A 19638-nucleotide genomic window follows, 5' to 3' on the forward strand; every position below is an offset into this window, starting at 1 on the left:
GTCACTGACCCGAAATAATAAGTTCCAGAGTTGCGTGACGCGGTTAGATAAAGCTTCACCTAACTCCAGGTCACGCTGTACCCGAGGGGATTTCTATACATATCGGTCATACTACCCTCGGGGACCAATACCGAAGTGCTATCTTAGAATAGCCAATAACTATAGAAATGCGGCGATCCCTTGCTGATGGTATGGCGTCCCTCGAACATGATCCATCTGCTGATCTTCCAGCCAGTCGGCCAACTCGCTGGAGATGTAACTGGACCCGTTGTCGCTGAGCAGCCGTGGCTTGTGAACGACTGTCGCACGGTCACAACCCGAAGCCTGCAACGCGAGATCCAGCGTGTCGGTCACATCGCCCACCTTCATCGTCCTGCAGAGTTTCCAGGCGATGATGTAGCGGCTGTAATCATCGAGGATGGTCGACAGATAGAAGCAACCCCAGCCGATCACCTTCAGATAGGAAAAGTCGCCCCAGTTTGGACGGAGAAGGCCATGAGCGCGCGACACGACGGCAATGCCGTGCTTTGGCCGACCCTCTGGCTAAAATTTTCGACCGGCTTTCAACGGCTGGATTTTTCAACGCCTTCCGTCAAAAATGGAGTTTTTCAACACTATCAGCCTAGAGTGACCGATGCTGCAAGATTCATGAATGGCCGCTTTCGCTGAAGCAAGGCGTGAGGTTCCATATTCAACATTGTCTTGACGCCGTTGGAGGTAGAGCGGCTAGTGTTGGATGTAATGCCAGTCAGCCCTGAGTTAATTAGGGTACAGTGACAACGGTGGTGCACTGATCAACATCATCCCAACCGCGGGCAGGAAATGAGTTTCCTGATCGCGACTGGTATGGCCGGAAACCGGGTTTATGCATGTGCGATTATGATGACGTTGGTATTTCCGAGGTACCCGTACTGGCGTGACCAGTATGTCACGACTTCAGCCTTGGAAAACCCCACCTCTTTAAGGTCTTCTAGTACGTTCCACCCAAAGTAGCGGAAACACAGGCCCCCCCCGTCTGGGTCGATTGGGTTCCCGTGGTATTCCGGTTCCATAAGGTGTTCAATTTCGCCTTCATCCGTGAGGTGCGCCCGGATCTCGTCTTCATTTGCCCCCTGTTTGAAAGGGGCGGTCAAAAGAGCTCGCCCGCCCGGCTTCATGCACCGGCGCAATTCTCGAAAAGCTCGGTCAGGGAAGGGGACGTGTTCTAGAACTTCCAGCGAAATTATTAGGCTGAAACTTTCGTCATCAAAGCTCAGGTTCTGGATATCTTCGTTCCGGAGCCCGTCAATCAAATCTCCCCCCTTATGAGGAGGACCAAAATATTCGCTACCGCTTACATGTGGGTACCGTTCCTTGAACCATTCAAACAAGGGGGTTTTTTGTTCGGTAAGGTATATATGGTCATCGGCATTGGGTGCAAGTTCTTGGTAAAGAACCTGCAATGTCGCCCGAAGGCGATTTGTGAACCCGCATTTTTCGCAATTCACATGTTCGCGCCAATTTGGAATAGGCCGACCATCGCTGAATTTTCCAGAGGAGTACATGGACGAAACAGTCATCGAATGAGGTTCGCCGCAAACGACACAGTACCCATCGATCCTGAAGACATCATCGGCCGGGACGAGGTTGTCTTCGATTGCTCGACGTTCACCTTCTATCAATTCGATGGTTTCCGACTTTTTCTCAAACTCTTGCAATGAAGATGCGCGTAACAGAGGCAGGTTGGGAAAAGTGGCATCAGGGTCTGCGATCCGAAAAGCGGTGCCGCCCCCTTCCGACCCGCTGACCATCGCTTGAGGTGTATGTTCGTTATTCCCCAGCGGATTGTTCCAGTTGTATGAGAACGGGTATCTTTTCTGATAGTAGGCCAACCCATTATTCTGAACTGTTTGGCAATAGTCGGCAAACAGGTCGTCCAAATCCCTCAGACCGTTTTTTACATAAAAACCGCTATGACGGGAGAATGTGGTGGGTTCAGAGACCACCGAGCCGCTAAAGTGGAAGAACCGCAGCCGCTTTCCATTCACGGACCAATGTCCATCTTCATTCGTAACGCGGCGATGCGACATGTTCCAATACGCGACGTTGTAACCCGGATGCCGCAAAATTGTGGTGCATTCGATAAAGCAAGGAAGCAGGCCTGCCCACTTCTGGTCAACAAACAATCCTTGCTCAAGATCGATGACACATTCGGTTTCCAACCGTCTAGCCCACCAGCGACAGACTTGCACAACTTCATCTGTGCCGCGCAGTCCAAGGAATCCCAAATTATAAGCGCCAAATTGCAGGATTTGTCTCTCATTCATTTCAGCCCATTCGCAGGGTTCTGTCATGTGAGGCGTCAAAATACAGTCTGCGCCTTGCTCGAAGGCTTCCTGCAACTCCAAAAGAGGGCTGACAACCAGAATATCAGGGTCAAGGTAAACAACTTCCGCTCTTGGTTCCCGCTGGAACAGGTAATCGAAAACAAATGGCTTGATCGCTGTATTCAATTCCGTGATGTTGTACTGCTTGATCATTTGATCAAGAGCGGAAATTTGCAAATCTTCCAATGCTATGACTTCGAAGGGAAAGCCGTTGGTAGCCAAGCTCCCGATTTCATCACACAGCGCAACAGAAAACCCCGCGTGCGGGTGGTGTCGCGAAATACTCTCGTAGAGAGTAATCGCCTGCGCCAAGAAGTTTCGCGAACAAATAGTAAAGAACCGCATCTCTTGATCCTAAAGTAGCGCTTGTGACGATCTCAAGCGGACGTTTTTGAATACCTGCTCCAACCTTATCTGGCCAGATTCCACGCTTAGATTGGCTTGGCCAAAACTTTTTGCTTTCTGAGACATGGTTTCCCAACGTGCCTGATCTTCAAGCAGATGAACGATTGCACTTGCGAAATCTGCTGGATCATCAGTGGCTATGACTGCATCATCTACGAGCCCCATTCCCTCGAAGGAAATTTTTGTTCCAACAACTGGGACACCATGCGAGATGCTGGACGCGACTTTACCCTTGGCTCCGGCGCCATATCGCAACGGAGCGACTGTCATTTTCAGGCCATTAAGCCACTCCGTGAGATCTTCGACATGCCCGATGTAGGAAACACCTTCAGGCAGAGTGTTTGCGATGTCTTCCGGCAAATCGCTACCAGCAATCGAAAACGTTGCGTTTGGTGCTTTGTCTCTGACCAGCGGCCACATTTCCTTCAGAAAGTATTTTATGGCATCAATATTTGGGACATGTTTGAAGCCACCAACAAAGCCAATTCCATTTCGGCTCTCGAAACCGGAGACTCTGCTGGGCAATTCACGATATAGAGGCATGACCGAAACACGTGCGCCTGGGACAAATTTATCCAGAAGGTCTTTTTCAAATTCGGATACAACAATTGTCAGATCAGCTTGCCGTATTAGATATAGTTCTCGATCGCGTGTATTTTGTGCCGCATATGCGCCAGAGAGGCTATTCGCAATCTGCGCTTCGCGCATTTCGCGAATGTGGTGAAGATCGACGGTATTGAAAACCACTGCCGCAACCGGGTTGGCAATACGGCATTCTTCAAAGAAGGCACCACCACAAGAAACTCGAGACAGAAAGAAGAGGTTATAGTTCTTCCCGTTTTGACGGATATGTTTGTTTATTTCTTCCTTGCTGGAAAAGCGAAGCTGCGACGCTTTGGTCGCCCGTATTGCGCTGTCATCGTAATTCTCGACGTCAGGCGCAAGGGCTATGAAGTCAACCTCAAAACCCAAAGACAAGAGCCAGTTGACGTAGTTAACAGCATCAACGGATCCACTGTCCCGCGTTGGGTTTGGAAACGAGGCATCAATGATCAAAGCACGTTTGGGCAAGTCGGAAAACGAAGGCGAGTCATCGTTGAAAATGGCGGGCGCGGGCGCCTCCTGCGTTTTGACCACCTTCTGGGGTTGGCAAAGATCCCGTTGCGCCAAGTACTCCACTGAGGTCATCCAGTCATGGAAAAACGAGTGCGGAACGCCATCTTCAGAAATCAGATATTTTCTGAATATTCCCCGCGGGCGACCAGACGTATGAAACAACAGGCGGCGAAGAGCCTTTTTGGGGCGTCCATTTTTGCGCAGCAAGGCTCGCTGCAAGATGGATCGTTGTGCTATTTTCAGTTCATTTTCCAAGTGTGTGACGCAGTTTGTTAGGTTCGAGAACTCTGCGGCCCTCAAGTTCAGGTTTTCTTGGAGGCGAGCCATATTTTGTCCCACTGTGACCAGTTCATCTTCTAGAGCCTCCTTTTCAGCCAGAACCAAAGCGAGTGTTTCTTCTGAGCGCGCAGCTTTGTTTTTTTCTTCAGCTAATTGAGGCAAAAGGCTGCGTTTTTTCCCTCCATCCTGAGACGCTCTAGCAGAGTTGCGATCTGCATCTGTCGGAAGCAGCAAGTAGTTCAGAATTGAAGCATGATATTCCAGAGCGGCCTCGACACGATAAGCGCATCTTTGGAGCCAATCCGTAAATTGCGGTACATCTACCAAGTCTATTTCGACGTAGATGACAGGCTTAGCCTCATTGATCAGTGAAGCTCCTCCAGCCAGCACCTGCATTGCGCTTCCTTCAACGTCAATCTTGAGAAGATCAACCTCACCCAACTGTAGGTCATCAAGCCTTTTGATCGGTATGGTTCCGTCTGCGTCTGACTGGACGATCTGAGCCCCGCCCCGATTTCGGATGGCGACATCGCTGGAACTAATTTCAAGTCGCCCCTTGCCAGTGAATTCTCCAACGGCAAAACCACTTGTAGAGAAATCCAGTGCCTTACACTGGTTTGCCTTCGCGTTGACTTGCAATTCGGTTAGAACGTCGTTGTTGGGTTCAATAACAAAGACCTTTTCGGCCTTGGCGATCCGATCAAAGAAGATGGCGTGATTTCCGATATTTGCTCCGACATCAACAATGCGCGCTCCTTCAGGGATGGAGGCGCGCATCAGTTCGAGCGCATCAGCTTCATAAAAGTCAGCGTTTTGAGAAATCCAACTCTGAATCGTGTCAGGGGAATCGTCGACCCAGAATTGAAACCGTTCACCCATCTTTTCGAATTCGAACCAGTGCCCATTCTTTTGAGCCAAGCGATTTTCCAACTTCATGGTTAACTTAGATCACCGCATTTCGGGTTTATATCGCAACCAATAATGGCCTCAGCATTGGGAAGGTACTTCGACCAATCTTCGAGCGAGCCACCATTCTGCACTCCGATTTCTAGCAACCTAATCGGGTCGTTCTGATGAGGAGTTAATAATTTTTGGTAGAACGGAAGGTATGAAGACCATTTATCCCAAACCTTTTCATGGTCAATTTCGGCTATTTCCGTCAATAGTTTATTCATAGTTAGGGAGAGCTCCGACTTGGCAATACCCCGCCATCTATGGTTGAATGAATGGCGCAGGAGTTTGGTGAGGTTAGCAAATCGAATTAATCAGGGTTGATTGCCAAAATAAAATACATATAAACAATGGTTAAATAGTCATATCCTATTCTTCTTCGCCCCCATGGGAACGGCGTTGTTGCGCAACTCATGCTTCAGACGGACTTCCCCTTACCCCAGTCTGCTTATACGACACATTTGATCTCGGCTTGGCCGAGAGATGAGAAGTGGTTCATGAGGGCGATGCGGATGTGGACTTCAGCGGTCTGGCGGTCGGTGTCTCTTGCGGCGATGCGCTCTCCGAATGACTTGAGACTACGCATTTTTGCTTCGACGCTGGATCGGGCATGGTAGCCGCTCCAGCGTTTACAGAAGTCTCGTCCGTAGCGTTTTGTGGCACGAAGTATTTCGTTCCAGAACCGGGCCAATGCACCGCCATCTTTCCACATCCGTCCGTTCTTTCGGATCGGTATGATCGGGGTGGCATCCCGCGCGAGGATCGCGGTGTGGCAGGACGGGGCTGTCGCCCGCTGACTACAGTTGTTTGATTCAATTAGGAAGGTCTGGAATGACCAAGATCATTTGGATGTCGGATCCTCATTTTCAGAGTGAGGGCACAATCGATGGGCTCGACCCCCCGCGCACGGCTCACCACCGCCATCAATCACGCAAACACTCATCACGCGGACGCCGATTTCGCCATACTGTCCGGAGACTTGGTTGGGGATGATATCGAGGGTGACTATACCGCATTGGCAGGATACCTCGCCAAGTCTGAGCTGCATATCTATCCGATGATGGGGAACAACGACGATAGGGGTGGGCTTCGATCCCGTCTTCCATTGCCCGATGATACCATGCCGGATTTTATCCAATTCGCGCTTGAGGCTGCGGACGGCACAGTGATTTGTCTGGACACGCACAAAGTTGGCTCGAACGCAGGTCAATTTTGTGAACTGCGACGAGACTGGTTGGACACCCTATTGAGCAAGAACGGAGATCGCCCTGTATACATCTTCATGCATCATCCACCGCTGGCGCTCGGGTTGCCTAAACAAGATGAAATCATGCTTGAGGATGGCGATTCATTTTTGGAAATCATTTGTCGTCATGCGAACGTCAAGCACTTGTTCATGGGCCACGTTCATAGGCCAACCTGTGGGGCAATTCGTGGGGTTCCATTCGCGACGTTAGGTACGCTGTCGTTTCAAGCACCCGCGCCACGCCCCGCTTGGGATTGGGATAGCTTCAAGCCTCCTAGAGAAGCACCGCAGTACGGAGTGCTTGAGATATCGAACGGCAATGCGACACTACAATACACTCAGTTTTGCGATTTCGCTCTCGGTATGGACGGCTAAGCGGTGCTGGCAGCCATTGGCGTAGTTGCAGCAAATTACCGCCTGCTGTAAGAGCAAAATATTACATACCGATTAAGGACTGAAGTGGGCTCAAAAACTTGTTCAGACCAGCGCGGATAATGACGGCAGTTAGGCCCAAAGTTACTGATCCTGTGGCTACAAATTTCTTGAAATAGCCTGTTTTTCTGCCAACGGTCAGTTATGAATATCTTGATCGTCTATCTCCAGTGGCCGTGCCACGCAACTCTTTTGAGGGGTTTGCATCGGTGATCGCATAGCGATCCGATTGCCCCCTCACTTTTGACTTTTTGTGGAGGTGAAAGATGACCATTCCGAATGGTTTATGGCATCTCGTCATCGAAGTGCCTGACTTCGTAGACCGAGAATTCTGCCAACACATGAAGGCGCGGGCCACTGCACTTGGATTTCAAGCGGCTATGATGCTGCGGGCAATATGCGCTCGAACAGCCATCTGGGCACTTATGATTACCTGCCCGGAACCCACCGTCCGACCAGCGTGGCGCAGAGCTTTAGTGATCCCAACGGCCACATGACGCTCGGCCTGCATGGCAAGGGTAGGTCCTCTGCCTTTCAGGTGCGCATCTTCGGCAATATAGCAGTTCCATAGGCTGAAAGCATCGGTTCTGGCGTGGCGGCATGAGACAGCGGAGAGTTGATAGCGGCGGGGACAAAACACAGTGTTAATCTGATCGTGCGCGGTGATCTGCAGCGGTCGATGGATTGGTCAGTGTTGTCTGAGCAGTTGAACCCCCACTTTGAGTATTGAAGATCGGATCGCCGTTGCTGTTTGTGCGGATGTTTCCATCGGCACTTTTGAGTGGCGTGTAAACTTGCCCATCAGCTGAAGTAACGGTCCCATCTGCATTTGGTGCAATATCGCGGATCGGCTTTAAATTGCTTCGCAACTTATCTGTGATTATGACACGGGGTTCGCCGAATTGCTAAATCAACCGCTGCAGAAATCGCTTGACTGCCTTGGCGTTCCGCCGGGACTGGATGATAATGTCTACGCAATTGATTAAGCCGCGCAAGCGATAGGCTTCGCCTATCAAAAATAGAAATCCAGTATTTTCCAAAAATAGCAAACCAGACCTAAAATTTAAGTGTTATCAAGCTTTGAAGGCTCAGAACCAAGTTATCAGGTGACAAAATTTGGGGTGGTGCCGGTCTTATGAAAGCAGGCATGCTTTATGCACTGTTATCTCTGGAACAAGGCCGTAAGGCAAGTTTGTTCGAGATGAGGGAAATTCGTCCACAACTCGAGTTGCGTGATGAAACAATCTCTTAACTTTGACGAATTTTCAAGATGGACTCGGTCTTTAGTCAGAATACATCAAATTCTGGTCCTTAAACGTCTCCGGATCGCCTTCTTAAACTCTGCCTCTGGCGGTTGTTGGAGGTCAGGCTTTGTCTGCCCCGTTGATCCATGCCCGGACTGGCAGTCTTAAATGTGGACAAACCCAAGAGCTGGGCGCTACTGCGTCAGCACCACCGAAACAGTCTTTCGAGAGGGCTATTGCTCAAGGGGGCGCGCTAGAGGCCAAGCAAGGTTTGACGGGAAAATCTTCGACCAACGTCGCGGGCGCAATGCAGAAAAAGCTTGCTCCTCTTCAAAAACAAAAAACGTGAAATATTAGGGGTAAGTAGTTGTTTAAAGCATTTTGGGGCGCGTGTTTCAGCGTCTTTGGTCTGATCGCCGCAGGAACGGCTCAGGCTCAGGCTGATAACGGTGTTTTGGCGACACCAGAAATCAAAATCTCCAATAGAGTTCTTTCGGATGGGGGCTTCAGGTATTCGATTCCGATTGAGGTTCCGGAGTTTCGGGGCTTGGAGCCCAATCTGGACCTGAAGTACAGTTCCAGTTTTAGCGGGCATGGCACGCCGGATGCGGTTATGGGGGCCGGGTGGCGGCTAAGTGCGCTTTCCTCTATCGAACGTGTTTCACTCGGCGGTGGTATCCCGATCTATCACAGCGACAAGGACATCTACCGGCTGAATGGGCAGGATCTTTTGCTGTGCAACGATATTGCTGCGACTGATAAATTGACGAGATCGTACCCTTCGCAGCGCAAGACAGATCAAGCGAGCGCCAGTTGCACTGCAGGGGGTCATTTTGTGACCCAGGTCGAGAACTATTTGAAGATCCGCAGGGACGGAAACTGGTTTCAGGTCACGCGTAAGGACGGGACGAAGCTTGACTACCGAAGCATGGGGGCCATCCGGGGGCTCAATTCGACCCCGGGAACCACGGCGCACAGGATTCTTGAGCACAGCAGATACTTGTTAGCTCAGGTTCAGGATACGTCGGGGAACGTTGTTCGATACCACTATAACCTGAACCATCACGCTGAAGCTTACGCACCGCGTCTATATAAGATCACTTATGAGTTGCCGGATGGCACAATCGTATATTCTGTGCGGCTCATCTACGAAATTCTTGAAGATCATGTCGCTCGCCCGACCTACGCCACAGGGACGCCGCTGATAGGAAACCAAAAGCTTCGCCTGTCAAGCATTCTTGTGCTTGAGGGGGACATGGAAACGCAGATCCGGGCCTACCAGCTTGACTACACGATATCCGAGCAGTCGAAGATCAGCCTATTGCGCACGGTCAAAAGATATGGATCGGACTTCGTGTTTAGTGGGGGCCGGATCACCGGTGGAACGCAGCTTGGTAAGCCGTATCGTTGACCTATACGGCCGACAAAATGTGGTTCAAGCGTGTCGGTGGTGGTCCCAATGTGTTTGAGACGCCGATCACGGTTCTCGACTTGAACCAGGATGGACGTCAAGAAGTTCTGGTGACAACCGGCAATCCCAAGCTTATTCGAGCCTATCAATTCAACAATAGTCGCGTTGCCTCGATCAGGCCGCTACCGCCGGGTTTGGGAGATCTCTACAAAAACAACTATGGAAGCCAGTCTAGTCAGTCGGGGAACTGGAATACTATTCAGGGGTTTTCCGGGTTTGATCCGGTGACTGGGCAGACCTTCTACCAGTATCATCGCTTTAATCGAGACCAGCGCGACCCTGGCGATCCGTACATTACAACAACTACCAAGCGAGCGATCCGAGGGATTACCCCGGGAACGGCAGATTCGCTCAACAACATCGACCACCCTACCTTCGGAAATTTCGATGCAGAACCAGGCTTGGAGATTTACACTGGATCGAATACTCGCAACATGAACGCCAACGGTAGCCTGCGAGAAGCCCAAATCCTGATCGAAGAATGGAGGAAACACTACAACACCAAACGACCCCATAGTGCTCTGGGATATCGCCCTCCGGCTCCGGAAACCATCGTCCAGATGGACCAGAGACCGGTCATGCATTAACTTTCAAATTGGACCACTCAAGTGGGGCTGATCAATAGAACCAGGCTGTTGAATTGAGAAATTCCCAAATCCTATATTTGGATAGGTATCCGCTATCGTTAGCGCTGCGCCTGTCAGGCTTTCATTTTGCCACCACGACTTGATGAAAAGGCGCACTATCGTCCAGTACTCTGTTTTGGGCAAACCAGATGGTCACGATGAACTGCTTAGTCGCTTAAAAATGATAAGAGTACCTAATCGCCAAGACATCAGTGTCGATGTATCCAAAGGTGCCGTCAACACTAATTATTGAGCACCTTAAACCCACAGAGTGCTCAGGTGTGATGTCGTACCCTACGCCCAAACCCAAAATTATTCCGTCGTCTTCTCGCGATCCAAAATCAACGTCTTCAGAGTTGATATTCGCAATGCCGGCAAAAAACAGTCCATAGAAATTATTTAACAGGTAAGCCCCCGCACCAATGGTCATGCCGTAGTAATTCTCAAAATCTATGGATCCATCATTGGTCCCACCATTGATTGTCGCTGCAAAACCTTCTCCCTCAATAAAGACGGAGCTATCGATGACATATCTATACCCCGCGTGAATACCAAGAGCTGTACCATCACCCTCTATGGTCAAATTTTCATATCTGGTCTCAAAGACGGAAACATCGCCACCAAGGTAAAACCCACTATGGTCTTGTGACCATGCGGGGCTTGCAAGGGTGACACTCATTAAGAAAACAAGTTTGCTCATAGGTTTTCTTTTAAACTCACGTGATTCTCGGTTCGGCTCTGGGTTTGGAAATTTTCGGTTGCGTGATGCGGTCAGAGTTAAATCCCCATTCACACCGCGCCACGCTGTAACCAAGGGGGGTATAGTTAGGTTTCGGTCATATTGGGATCGAAAGCCAATACTGATGCACTATTGTGGAATAGCCTATTACTATCGCTGATCGGCAAACCGAAGGCCTGCCTGAACGTAAGGTGTCCGGACATCATGAGCCGGGGGATTTGTTGGGCAGGAGGCAGTAACAAAAATTGCCACCTCCGGGTCTCTTGGGCCTCATTCGGCTGCAATCACGTCTGGCTCGCCCACAGTGTGGCCTGATTGGATCGCAGTGAGAACGCGCAGCACCTAGTCTCTTGGCTCTGCGGTCAGGAACACCAGAGCTGGTACTGGTGGATCTCGGTGAAACAACCCAGTGACTTGAGCCAAGGCAGGCTGTCTTTCGAAACTCCGGTGAGTTCCAATCGTTGATGCGCAGCCACGCGTCGGCGCTTCAGGTTGAACCCATTGCCCAGATCGACCACGCGATCCGTATCCAGTGCGATCCGCAGCATGTCCGAAGAACTCGTAGCAGCCCAACATGTCCATCGGCAGGTGCTTCGCGGTACGCGATCTTCATTGTCTTGGTAAAGCCTTTCGCACTCTTGCCCGCGGCCAGCATAATCATCGCAGCGCACCGACGCCTGCCACCCACAACACCATAAGCGCCCATCTTCAAGCTGTTGAATGATCATCGAGGCAAATTCCTTGCTCCCTGGGATTGCCGTCTCAGGCGGGATCACAAACCCCCTCCCCAACCGCACCTAGGCGGACATAGAGGACCTTGGAGAAGGTACTCAATGGGCTGCATTCTTTCCAGACGATTGGTTGACAACCAATCACCTATAATTTAATTTTATCTATACTGTTTAGGAAAAAATAAATTATGTCGAATGTTGACACAGTATTTTCCTCGTTAGCGCACCCCGTCAGGCGCCAGATTTTAGAACGGCTTTTGGATGGGCCAAATACTGTAAACCAATTGGGCGCAGATCATGACGTATCGCCAGGGGCCATCTCCCAGCACTTGAAGGTTCTTGAGCAGGCGGGAATGATCCGTAGAACACTGCGCGGCCGGCAACACCTCATCGAACTTGAAAAGAGAGGTTTTCAACCCGTTGTATCTTGGGTCGAGAGGTATGCGACATTCTGGAACAGCAACTTTGTATCCCTTGGAGCGTTCATAAATCGCGAAGACTCCGATGAACCGTAACATTGCATCAGGCATCAACGAGGTAAGAGTTTCAGAGTGGTTTGCGGTGAACCTTCATCAGGCGTATCGCGCTTGGACTGATCCGGCCAACATCGAGCAGTGGTTTGGCCCGGTCGGGTATATCGCCGAAGTGCTTGAAATGGAGGTCAGAGTCGGCGGGCGGTGGCGCTTCAAAATGAGTTCCCAATCAGGCGCATCTTCGCATCACAAAGGGCGCTATGTGTCTGTTGTTCCGAATGAATTTCTCTCATTCACATGGGAAAGTGAAGAAGACAAGGAGCTGACTGGTGACAAGGAAACACTGGTAAGTGTCTGGTTTGAACCCGTACGCGGTGGCGTCCAGATCACGCTGGTCCACCAGAAACTCCCGAACCGAAGTGCTGCTATATCTCTTCACCACGGCTGGTCAAGCGGCTTCAGAAAATTGGACGAGGCTCTACAAATAGCAGACGAGAAACAGGAGATAGTTTGTGTCAAGGCTAATTGAGGGGAGATGCGCGTGCGGTGCAATCAATTATCAGATTGATGCAAAGATTGAGTTTGCCTTCAAATGCCATTGCAGGAAGTGTCAGAGAGCAACGGGGGGCGGTCACTCATCGGCTTTCGCCGTGCCGGTCAACAAATTCAAGTCAATCGGTAGGATCAAGGAATTTCGTTTGTCGAGCGACAATGGGGCGGCAACTTATTCAGGGTTTTGTTCTGAGTGCGGGTCCCCGATGACAAGCCGAACCGAAAGATTTCCCGAACGCATTTACATCCATGCAGCAACTTTGAACGATCCTTCGGTGTTCCATCCGGAATTCGTTGTTTTCTCTGAGATGGCCCAACCATGGGATACACCCTGCGAGCAGTTGGTCAAGGCTCCACGTTGATTCACGGACAACGCCGGCATTCATTTAGCGCGCTGCATTTGGTAGTCTGGGCTCTTCGCGGGCCTTCGCCTCAAGAACCCCAGATAGCCACATCGCGAGACGAAACTGCCGTTCCTACCGATTGCCTGAACGTCGGCTAGCGTAAATACTCTGCAAATTCAGGATAGATCGTGTTGGTAAGATGAGAGGTTCGAATGAGTAGTTGGAATCTAGACGAAACCTATAAGACAACGGCAGGCTCAGTCGCTGCTGGACGCGCCGGTACTGGCCCGGATCTTATGCTAGCGCATGGATGGCCTTGGTCGTCCTTTTCCTGGCATCGTGTCATTCCTGAACTGGCGAAATTCTTTACCGTTCATTGGTACGACATGCCTGGATACGGCCAGTCAGATAAGTTGGAGGACCAACGCACTTCGCTAGATGTGCAGGGTGAAGTCTTCGCAGAAATGATGACACACTGGGGTTTGTCAAAGCCAAGCGTCATCGCCCACGATTTTGGCGGAGCAACAACGCTGCGAGCGCATCTGCTGCATGGGTGTGATTTCGAGAAGTATCTGCTTATGAACGTGGTGGCGATGCGTCCATGGGGATCGGACTTCTTTGATCACGTGGGACGGCACGTCGACGCCTTTCAGGGTTTACCACCACACATCCACAAGGCGATCGTCGCAGCCTATATCACGGGAGCTCTGGTCAATGACATTGCTGTTGCGGACCACGATGCTTTGGTTGCTCCGTGGATCACAGAGGATGGTGCCCTGAGTTTCTATCGCCAATTCGCTCAAGCAGACGAGCGATACACGGCGGAAGTCGAACCTCACTTTGGCGAAGTTCGCTGCCTTGTGAAAATCGTTTGGGGAGAAGACGATCCATGGGTACCTCTCGATAGAGGCAAAGCGTTGCACAAACTCATGCCAAAAGCGGAGTTCGCAACGATCCCTGGCGTGGGTCACATGCCGCAGCTGGAAAAGTCAGGTGCCGTTCTCAAGGAAACGCTTAGCTTCCTCAAATAGGCGACTCATCTACAAAAACGCCATTCGACATCGGTGTAGCATCAGTCAAACTGGCTCTAAGCAGTCATCTCGCAGTTTCAGTAGGTCATTTTCATTGTAGTCCGCAGCGACATGTGGGTTCCAGTGGCTTGTGTCCTGATCAAGCTTTTCATCAAGGTAGATTGTTCTCATCTGCAGTCTCCTAGTTCCATCATATCATCGGGTTGTCGGTGCCCACATGAGACAGTGGGCTGCTAGAAGGCTGTTTCTGGGCATGCAAAACGCGGAGCCGACCACTGAACCTAGTTGGTCTCATTAGACTCCTGTAGTTGAACTCAGGTCCCGTTTTCGGTGAGGTAGCGTTAGATGGTAACCTTGGAGAGATGGTATTCAGCCAAGGGTTCTTTGATCAGAAAGCCCTGGTTGCGTTTGTCGCGCAGTTCTACGATCTGACAGCCGGTAAGCGCGGGGCGCTTTCCGAATTGAACATCTGGATGCTTAGCCTCGTTGTTCCCGCCCTTCTGCCGTGCAGCCCGAATTGGCAAATGAGCCCAAACTCACCGTCGAGCAAGCTTCGGTCCTTCGGTCGTGCGGCAAGTTGCATACCGCGAGAAGTGGACATTCAACACCAGGTGGCAAGTGGCGGCTGAGCGGGACCTCATGAGCTTTCGCAACGACTGATCGGCTGTATGGTTTGCCTGTGTTGACAAGATGCGAGCCTGACGGCGGATGTTACGATAGCCGATGTCTATTCAAAAATAGAATCCCGGTATTTTCCAATTCGGTGATCTGGTTCCAGTGTTGGATGCGAGACGAATTGGCTGGACCTATTTGCGGGCAATCAGACAGCAAAAATCACAACAGCAAAACGCGGGAACGCTGGCCAGGAACGTAGAGCCAGGTCCCCGCGCACCATCGGCGCGTTCAGCATGCAAACGAGATCACCGCAATTGCTCACCAGATTGAATTGGAGAATTTAATGGCCGTCACGAACAATGCACCCGTTCTGGCAATTGCATTGCCTCATCAGTCTTCAGCAGAAGATCAATCCGTGAGCTTTGTATTGCCAGCGAATGCGTTCACGGATGTGGATGGCGATGCGCTGACCTTGAGCGCAACGCTGACGGATGGGACGGCCCTGCCGGGCTGGTTGGAGTTTGATGCGGTTGCAGGGAGCTTCTCGGGCACACCGCCCCAGAACTTCCATGGCATCGTCAATGTAATGGTGACGGCCAGCGACGGGTCTCTGTCAGCAAGCGATGCCTTTGCGCTTGATATTACATCTGTCAACGATGCACCTGTCACGATGAATGATATTGTCGGCACGGGTGAATTCCGCGTCAATGAATTCACCAACAGTTCGCAAGCCTACCCGAGCGTTACAGCCCTCGCCAATGGCAATTTCGTTGTTACCTGGCAGTCTGATGATGGACAGCAGGGCGATACGTCCGGTTCTGCCATCAAGGCCCGTATTCTCAATGAGAATGGCGATGAGATTGTCAGTGAATTCCTCGTCAATGAGTTTACCAATGGCGTGCAAAGCTGGCCAAGCGTTACAGCGCTCACCAATGGTCATTTCGTTGTCACTTGGCAGTCTGATGACGGGCAGCAGGGCGATACGTCAAGTACCGCCATCAAGGCCCGTATTTTTGATGAGACCGGCGTTGAGATCGTCAGCGAGTTTGTCGTCAACGAGTTCACCGATGGCCCTCAAAGGCTTCCGAGTGTAACGGCGCTCGCTGATGGCCATTTCGCTGTTACCTGGGAGTCTCTTGATCAGCAGCAAGGCGATACGTCTGATTTTGCCATCAAGGCCAGTATCTTTGATGCGACTGGCGCTGAGATCGTCAGTGAACTCCTGGTCAATGAATTTACCAATAACGCTCAACATGACCCGAGTATTACGGCCCTCACCAATGGCCATTTTGTCGTCACCTGGCATTCTAATGATGGGCAGCATGGCGATACCGATTCACATGCCATCAAGGCCCGGATTTTTGATGCAAATGGAAATGAGATCGTCAGTGAATTCCTGGTCAATGAATTTACCGATGACACTCAATGGTCTCCAAGCGTCACAGCCCTCGCCAATGGTGACTTCGTCGTGACCTGGCAGGCTTGGGACGGGCTGCAGGGCGAAACGTCTCCAAATGAAGATATCAAGGCGCGTATTTTTGATGCGAACGGTGTTGCTCGAAATTCTGACATCATCACAGAAGATGTTGTGACCTTGATTGATACAGCCACCCTTCTTGCCAACGACAGCGATGTCGAGGAGAATGTGCTCGCGATGACAGCTGTTTCTGCCACGAGTGCGCATGGAGCCGTCCTGACGCTGAACACCGACGGGACGATCAGCTATGATCCAACCGGCGCAGACGCTGTTCAGGCTCTGGTAGTAGGCCAGACACTGACGGATACATTCACCTATACGGTCGAGGACGGCAATGGCGGGGAGAGCACCGCAACGGTTTCAGTTGTTGTGCACGGAAGAAACGAAACGATTTTTGGCACCGTTGGCAATGACACACTATACGGTGGCGAAGGCAATGACACACTATACGGCGGGGCTGGCAACGACACCCTTTATGGCGGCGGTGGCGATGACTATCTGTATGGCGGTACTGGGAGCGACGAATTTGTTTTTAATGACAGTTTTGGACACGACACGATAAGAGGCTTCCAAGATGGCAGTGACCTTATCAGAATTGATATTGCAGGTATCTCCTACTCTGATCTGGCCATCATATCGAGCGGTTCAGACACAGAAGTCTCTGTATCCGGGCACGGTACGATTACCTTAAGCAGCGTTGTTGTGCCAAACCTGACTGAAGACGACTTCCTCTTCGGGTAGGTTGGCTCCTCTCAAAGACAGACTTGGACACCTTCATATGGTGCATTGCGACGCCGATGGGAGCAGGAGCCACCCACCCCATCGGTCTGGTAGCGGTTGTGCCTAGCTTTTAAGTCCGGCATCTGGTGGATCGGATCCAGGCTGAATCTGTCTGGCTCTGATGTCCAGATTTTGCAGATGTATTCGTAGGGCGTGAGACCAGAGAGCCTCTTGTGGCAGCGAGCAAAGTTCTAAGCATCAAGGAAGTCGCCCAGATGTGTGCAAAGCTGGTCGTGGCTGTCATAGTGGTATCGTTTAATGGTCGCGTCCTTGATTATGCAGCTCATGCACTCAACCTGACCGTTGGTCCGCAGATGGTTTGGCTTGGTCAGCCGATGCTCAAAGACCTCCCACGCCGCCTTGCGATTATCCTTCTCCACCGGCTGCGCGATGGCGTCCGATCAATGGCTACAAAGAGAAAAGCTTGCCTTCTTCGGTTCTGACTTCGGCGATGTCGATATGAAAGTAACCAATGGGGTATCGTTCACAACTTCAAACCCTGGTGGACCGGACCAAATTCCATTGGATTGCAGACCGCCTTAATTTGGATTGATCCGGATTCATTCATTCGGTCTTTGCGGCTGGATTGAGGTGGTGAAGCCCCTGCCGCTGACCTCATGGCGAGCGCATCTTCATTGGACTGTGTTGGTGAAATGAAAATCTGGCTGGCGCAGGCCGTGCCATAGCCGATGCCTATTCAAGTATAGGATTTGGGAATTTCACAATGCGGCCGCCGCGTCCCAGTATTGGGTAGGAAACGAATGGCTCGCCACATCCGCAATAAATTCAGTCTGTTACTTGCGAGCCGCGTGGGTCCGGCGGTTCATCGGTATCAACAGCTCGCAGTCGCAACCGAGCGGTTACAATTTAACAGCTAAAGAATAGTAATCATCATGCGCCTGTTTAAGACGTTAGCCCTGACTACGATGGCCATTGTCACCTTGGCCACTTCCGTCTCTGCAAATATCTATGCAGGCCAACTCACCTCCTATTCAGATCAACAGGCGTTGCAATTTCTCGTCAGCGAACATGCGCGAGATCCATCGACCTTCGAGGATGCGAAAGAATACATTATCCTGAACCGACCAGGGACTATGGAGGACTACCTCAGTCAAACCTTAGACCGGGCGCCAGACACCCGTCGTTTTTCCCCTTCGGAGCTCAGCGTTAGGGAGACCTTCGGAGTTGGTTCGATGATCGTTTTCGGGCTCGGCGGAGTGGCAGCTGCACTTTCGCTTGCAGATGATGGCGGGGGCAGTGGCGCTGGCGAAAACCCGGGTCCCAACCCATTACTTTCTCCAAGCCCCAGTCCATCACCTGCCCCCATTGATCCAATCGATCCAGTTGATCCGGTCGATCCGGTCGATCCAGTTGATCCGGTCGATCCAGTTGATCCGGTCGATCCAGTTGATCCGGTCGATCCAGTTGATCCGGTCGATCCAGGCCCCGGCCCTAACGATCCCGCCTACTACCAAACCCCGGAGTTCAACAAAAACTATGCCTTGTCTCTGATTGGAGCCGATACAAGATACGCTCAAGGCTGGCGAGGACAGGGCGTAAAGATTGCAATACTGGACACGGGCATTGATCTCGACAGTCCAGAATTCGCCAACCTTCCAGGCGTCGACAATAAAATCGACTTTGACAACAGCCATTCCTATTTTGTCGGAGACCCAAACGATATTTCTGAACCTGACGGTCATGGCATTAACGGTCATGGCACGCACGTTGCCAACATCGCGGCAGGCAGGAGAGACGGTGAAGGCCTGCACGGCGTTGCCTTCGACTCTGAGCTTGTCATCTTCAAAGGAATAAGAGCACGGGGCAACTTCGACATCCGGCTCATGTCAACTACAGAGATGTGGGCTGATGCCATACACCGCTCCATCAACGCCGGGGCTGCCGTCATGAACAACAGCTGGGGTTACCTCGATGAAAACCGTGTCAGCGTTCCAATCACCGATTTCCAAAGTGCCTCCGAGCTCGAAGCGTTTTTTGAACCCGCCCGCTTCCAAGCTTTGATTAAAGCCCTGAATGACGCCAAAGAGGCTGACTTGATGACCGTTTTTGCCGCAGGCAACAGCGGCCTGCCCGACGTCTCAGTCAGTGCAGGTCTTCCAGTCGTTCTGGACGATTATCTCGGTTACTTCATCGCCGTAGTGGCGGTCCGTGAAGACAAGAACCTATTGCACTCCTCCAACCACTGTGGCGTCGCAATGCACTTTTGCCTCGCTGCGCCAGGCGCACGTGTCATTAACATCCCCGACGGCAACGGCTTCGTTCATAAAGACGGAACATCCATGGCCGCCGCCTATGTCACTGGAGCCTATGCCGTATTGAAGAGCCAGTGGCCACACCTGACCGCCCCCGAAATCGCTCAGATTTTGTTCGAAGCAGCCGAAGATCTCGGTGACCCGGGTGTTGACCCGAAGTACGGGCATGGCCTTCTGAATCTGGCCAACGCCATGCATCCGATGGGTGAGCTTGTTGTCTACCAGGGCAACACCACCAAAAGCGAAGCGATCCCTCTCGCCAAAACGGGCATCGTCGCCAGCGGTGCCCTCGCTCCAGCCCTCAACCAGGCCCTTGCAGGACAAACTGTGATGGTTGCAGATAAGTATACGCGCGGATTTGAGCTTGCTGCCAGTTCTTTGGTCTCTGAACTCAAGGCGCCAAGACCTCGTCTCACGATCGCAAAGGAAGTTAAGGTCAGCGACACCCTGACAGTCATGAACTCACATCACAGCACCGGTCTCCGTT

The 19638-nt window shown here is 51.5% G+C and carries 15 protein-coding genes and 5 pseudogenes; 10 read left to right on the forward strand and 10 right to left on the reverse strand.

Going from position 1 to position 19638, the window contains the following annotated elements; translation table 11 throughout:
* Nucleotides 1-180 precede the first annotated feature (180 nt).
* The 4 genes and pseudogenes from ACR0BU_RS22635 to ACR0BU_RS22650 form a co-directional block, all read right to left on the reverse strand.
* Nucleotides 181-471, reverse strand: a pseudogene (locus tag ACR0BU_RS22635) (DDE-type integrase/transposase/recombinase); the annotation flags it as partial.
* A gap of 392 nt (nucleotides 472-863) precedes the next feature.
* Nucleotides 864-2711: a methyltransferase domain-containing protein gene (locus tag ACR0BU_RS22640; RefSeq protein WP_480739096.1), complete on the reverse strand. Its 1848-nt coding sequence runs from the start codon at nucleotides 2709-2711 to the stop codon at nucleotides 864-866.
* Between the two features lie 9 nt (nucleotides 2712-2720).
* Nucleotides 2721-5102, reverse strand: coding sequence for an FkbM family methyltransferase (locus ACR0BU_RS22645; RefSeq protein ID WP_480739095.1), 2382 nt, complete (start codon nucleotides 5100-5102; stop codon nucleotides 2721-2723).
* A gap of 463 nt (nucleotides 5103-5565) precedes the next feature.
* A pseudogene (locus ACR0BU_RS22650) lies at nucleotides 5566-5892 on the reverse strand (transposase); the annotation flags it as partial.
* 111 nt (nucleotides 5893-6003) lie between these two features.
* On the opposite strand from ACR0BU_RS22650, the gene ACR0BU_RS22655 reads away from it, so the two are divergent.
* A complete protein-coding gene (locus ACR0BU_RS22655) occupies nucleotides 6004-6738 on the forward strand; it encodes a metallophosphoesterase (RefSeq protein ID WP_480739093.1) in 735 nt (244 codons plus the stop codon).
* 454 nt (nucleotides 6739-7192) lie between these two features.
* Nucleotides 7193-7366 carry a hypothetical protein gene (locus tag ACR0BU_RS22660; protein ID WP_480739091.1) on the forward strand — a complete coding sequence of 58 codons (174 nt, stop codon included), beginning with the start codon at nucleotides 7193-7195 and terminating at the stop codon, nucleotides 7364-7366.
* Here the strand turns inward: ACR0BU_RS22660 and ACR0BU_RS22665 are convergent.
* Both ACR0BU_RS22665 and ACR0BU_RS22670 read right to left on the reverse strand, forming a co-directional pair.
* Nucleotides 7343-7459: pseudogene (locus tag ACR0BU_RS22665) on the reverse strand (IS6 family transposase); the annotation flags it as partial. The gene ACR0BU_RS22660 and the pseudogene ACR0BU_RS22665 sit on opposite strands and share 24 nt — an antisense overlap.
* 156 nt (nucleotides 7460-7615) lie before the next feature.
* Nucleotides 7616-7769: pseudogene (locus ACR0BU_RS22670) on the reverse strand (DDE-type integrase/transposase/recombinase); the annotation flags it as partial.
* A gap of 637 nt (nucleotides 7770-8406) precedes the next feature.
* Between ACR0BU_RS22670 and ACR0BU_RS22675 the strand changes: the two are divergent.
* Complete coding sequence (locus ACR0BU_RS22675) at nucleotides 8407-9450, forward strand: SpvB/TcaC N-terminal domain-containing protein (protein WP_480739090.1); 1044 nt, start codon at nucleotides 8407-8409, stop codon at nucleotides 9448-9450.
* Nucleotides 9451-9467: 17 nt separating this feature from the next.
* Entirely contained in the window at nucleotides 9468-10097 is a 630-nt protein-coding gene (locus ACR0BU_RS22680) for an integrase core domain-containing protein (RefSeq protein ID WP_480739089.1), read from the forward strand.
* Between the two features lie 214 nt (nucleotides 10098-10311).
* On the opposite strand, the gene ACR0BU_RS22685 is transcribed toward ACR0BU_RS22680, so the two are convergent.
* Together ACR0BU_RS22685 and ACR0BU_RS22690 are read right to left on the reverse strand one after the other, a co-directional pair.
* Entirely contained in the window at nucleotides 10312-10836 is a 525-nt protein-coding gene (locus ACR0BU_RS22685) for an outer membrane beta-barrel protein (RefSeq protein WP_480755763.1), read from the reverse strand.
* Nucleotides 10837-11237: 401 nt separating this feature from the next.
* Nucleotides 11238-11423 (reverse strand): hypothetical protein, encoded by a 186-nt coding sequence (locus ACR0BU_RS22690; protein WP_480739086.1) that lies wholly within the window; start codon nucleotides 11421-11423, stop codon nucleotides 11238-11240.
* 371 nt (nucleotides 11424-11794) lie between these two features.
* Here ACR0BU_RS22690 and ACR0BU_RS22695 point away from each other — a divergent pair, with 371 nt between their 5' ends.
* The 4 genes from ACR0BU_RS22695 (at nucleotide 11795) to ACR0BU_RS22710 (ending at nucleotide 14006) form a co-directional block, all read left to right on the forward strand.
* Nucleotides 11795-12121, forward strand: a complete 327-nt coding sequence (locus tag ACR0BU_RS22695; RefSeq protein ID WP_480739084.1) for an ArsR/SmtB family transcription factor — start codon at nucleotides 11795-11797, stop codon at nucleotides 12119-12121.
* A complete protein-coding gene (locus ACR0BU_RS22700) occupies nucleotides 12111-12608 on the forward strand; it encodes an SRPBCC family protein (protein WP_480739082.1) in 498 nt (165 codons plus the stop codon). Before ACR0BU_RS22695 ends, ACR0BU_RS22700 begins: the two co-directional genes overlap by 11 nt.
* A complete protein-coding gene (locus ACR0BU_RS22705; protein ID WP_480739080.1) occupies nucleotides 12592-12993 on the forward strand; it encodes a GFA family protein in 402 nt (133 codons plus the stop codon). The genes ACR0BU_RS22700 and ACR0BU_RS22705 overlap by 17 nt, the downstream gene beginning before the upstream one ends.
* 194 nt (nucleotides 12994-13187) lie before the next feature.
* Nucleotides 13188-14006, forward strand: a complete 819-nt coding sequence (locus tag ACR0BU_RS22710; protein ID WP_298938538.1) for an alpha/beta fold hydrolase — start codon at nucleotides 13188-13190, stop codon at nucleotides 14004-14006.
* 45 nt (nucleotides 14007-14051) lie between these two features.
* Here ACR0BU_RS22710 and ACR0BU_RS22715 read toward each other — a convergent pair whose 3' ends face one another.
* The gene (locus ACR0BU_RS22715; protein ID WP_298938536.1) at nucleotides 14052-14177 is read right to left on the reverse strand and encodes a hypothetical protein; all 126 of its coding nucleotides are present in this window, start codon (nucleotides 14175-14177) and stop codon (nucleotides 14052-14054) included.
* Between the two features lie 787 nt (nucleotides 14178-14964).
* On the opposite strand from ACR0BU_RS22715, the gene ACR0BU_RS22720 reads away from it, so the two are divergent.
* Nucleotides 14965-16839: an Ig-like domain-containing protein gene (locus tag ACR0BU_RS22720; protein WP_480739078.1), complete on the forward strand. Its 1875-nt coding sequence runs from the start codon at nucleotides 14965-14967 to the stop codon at nucleotides 16837-16839.
* Nucleotides 16840-16850: 11 nt separating this feature from the next.
* On the opposite strand, the pseudogene ACR0BU_RS22725 reads toward ACR0BU_RS22720, so the two are convergent.
* Nucleotides 16851-17358 (reverse strand): annotated as a pseudogene (locus ACR0BU_RS22725) (transposase family protein); the annotation flags it as partial.
* Between the two features lie 413 nt (nucleotides 17359-17771).
* On the opposite strand from ACR0BU_RS22725, the gene ACR0BU_RS22730 reads away from it, so the two are divergent.
* The coding region (locus ACR0BU_RS22730) for a S8 family peptidase (protein ID WP_480739076.1) at nucleotides 17772-19638 on the forward strand (1867 nt) is incomplete at its 3' end.

This window comes from Ruegeria sp. CK2, from assembly GCF_056536585.1.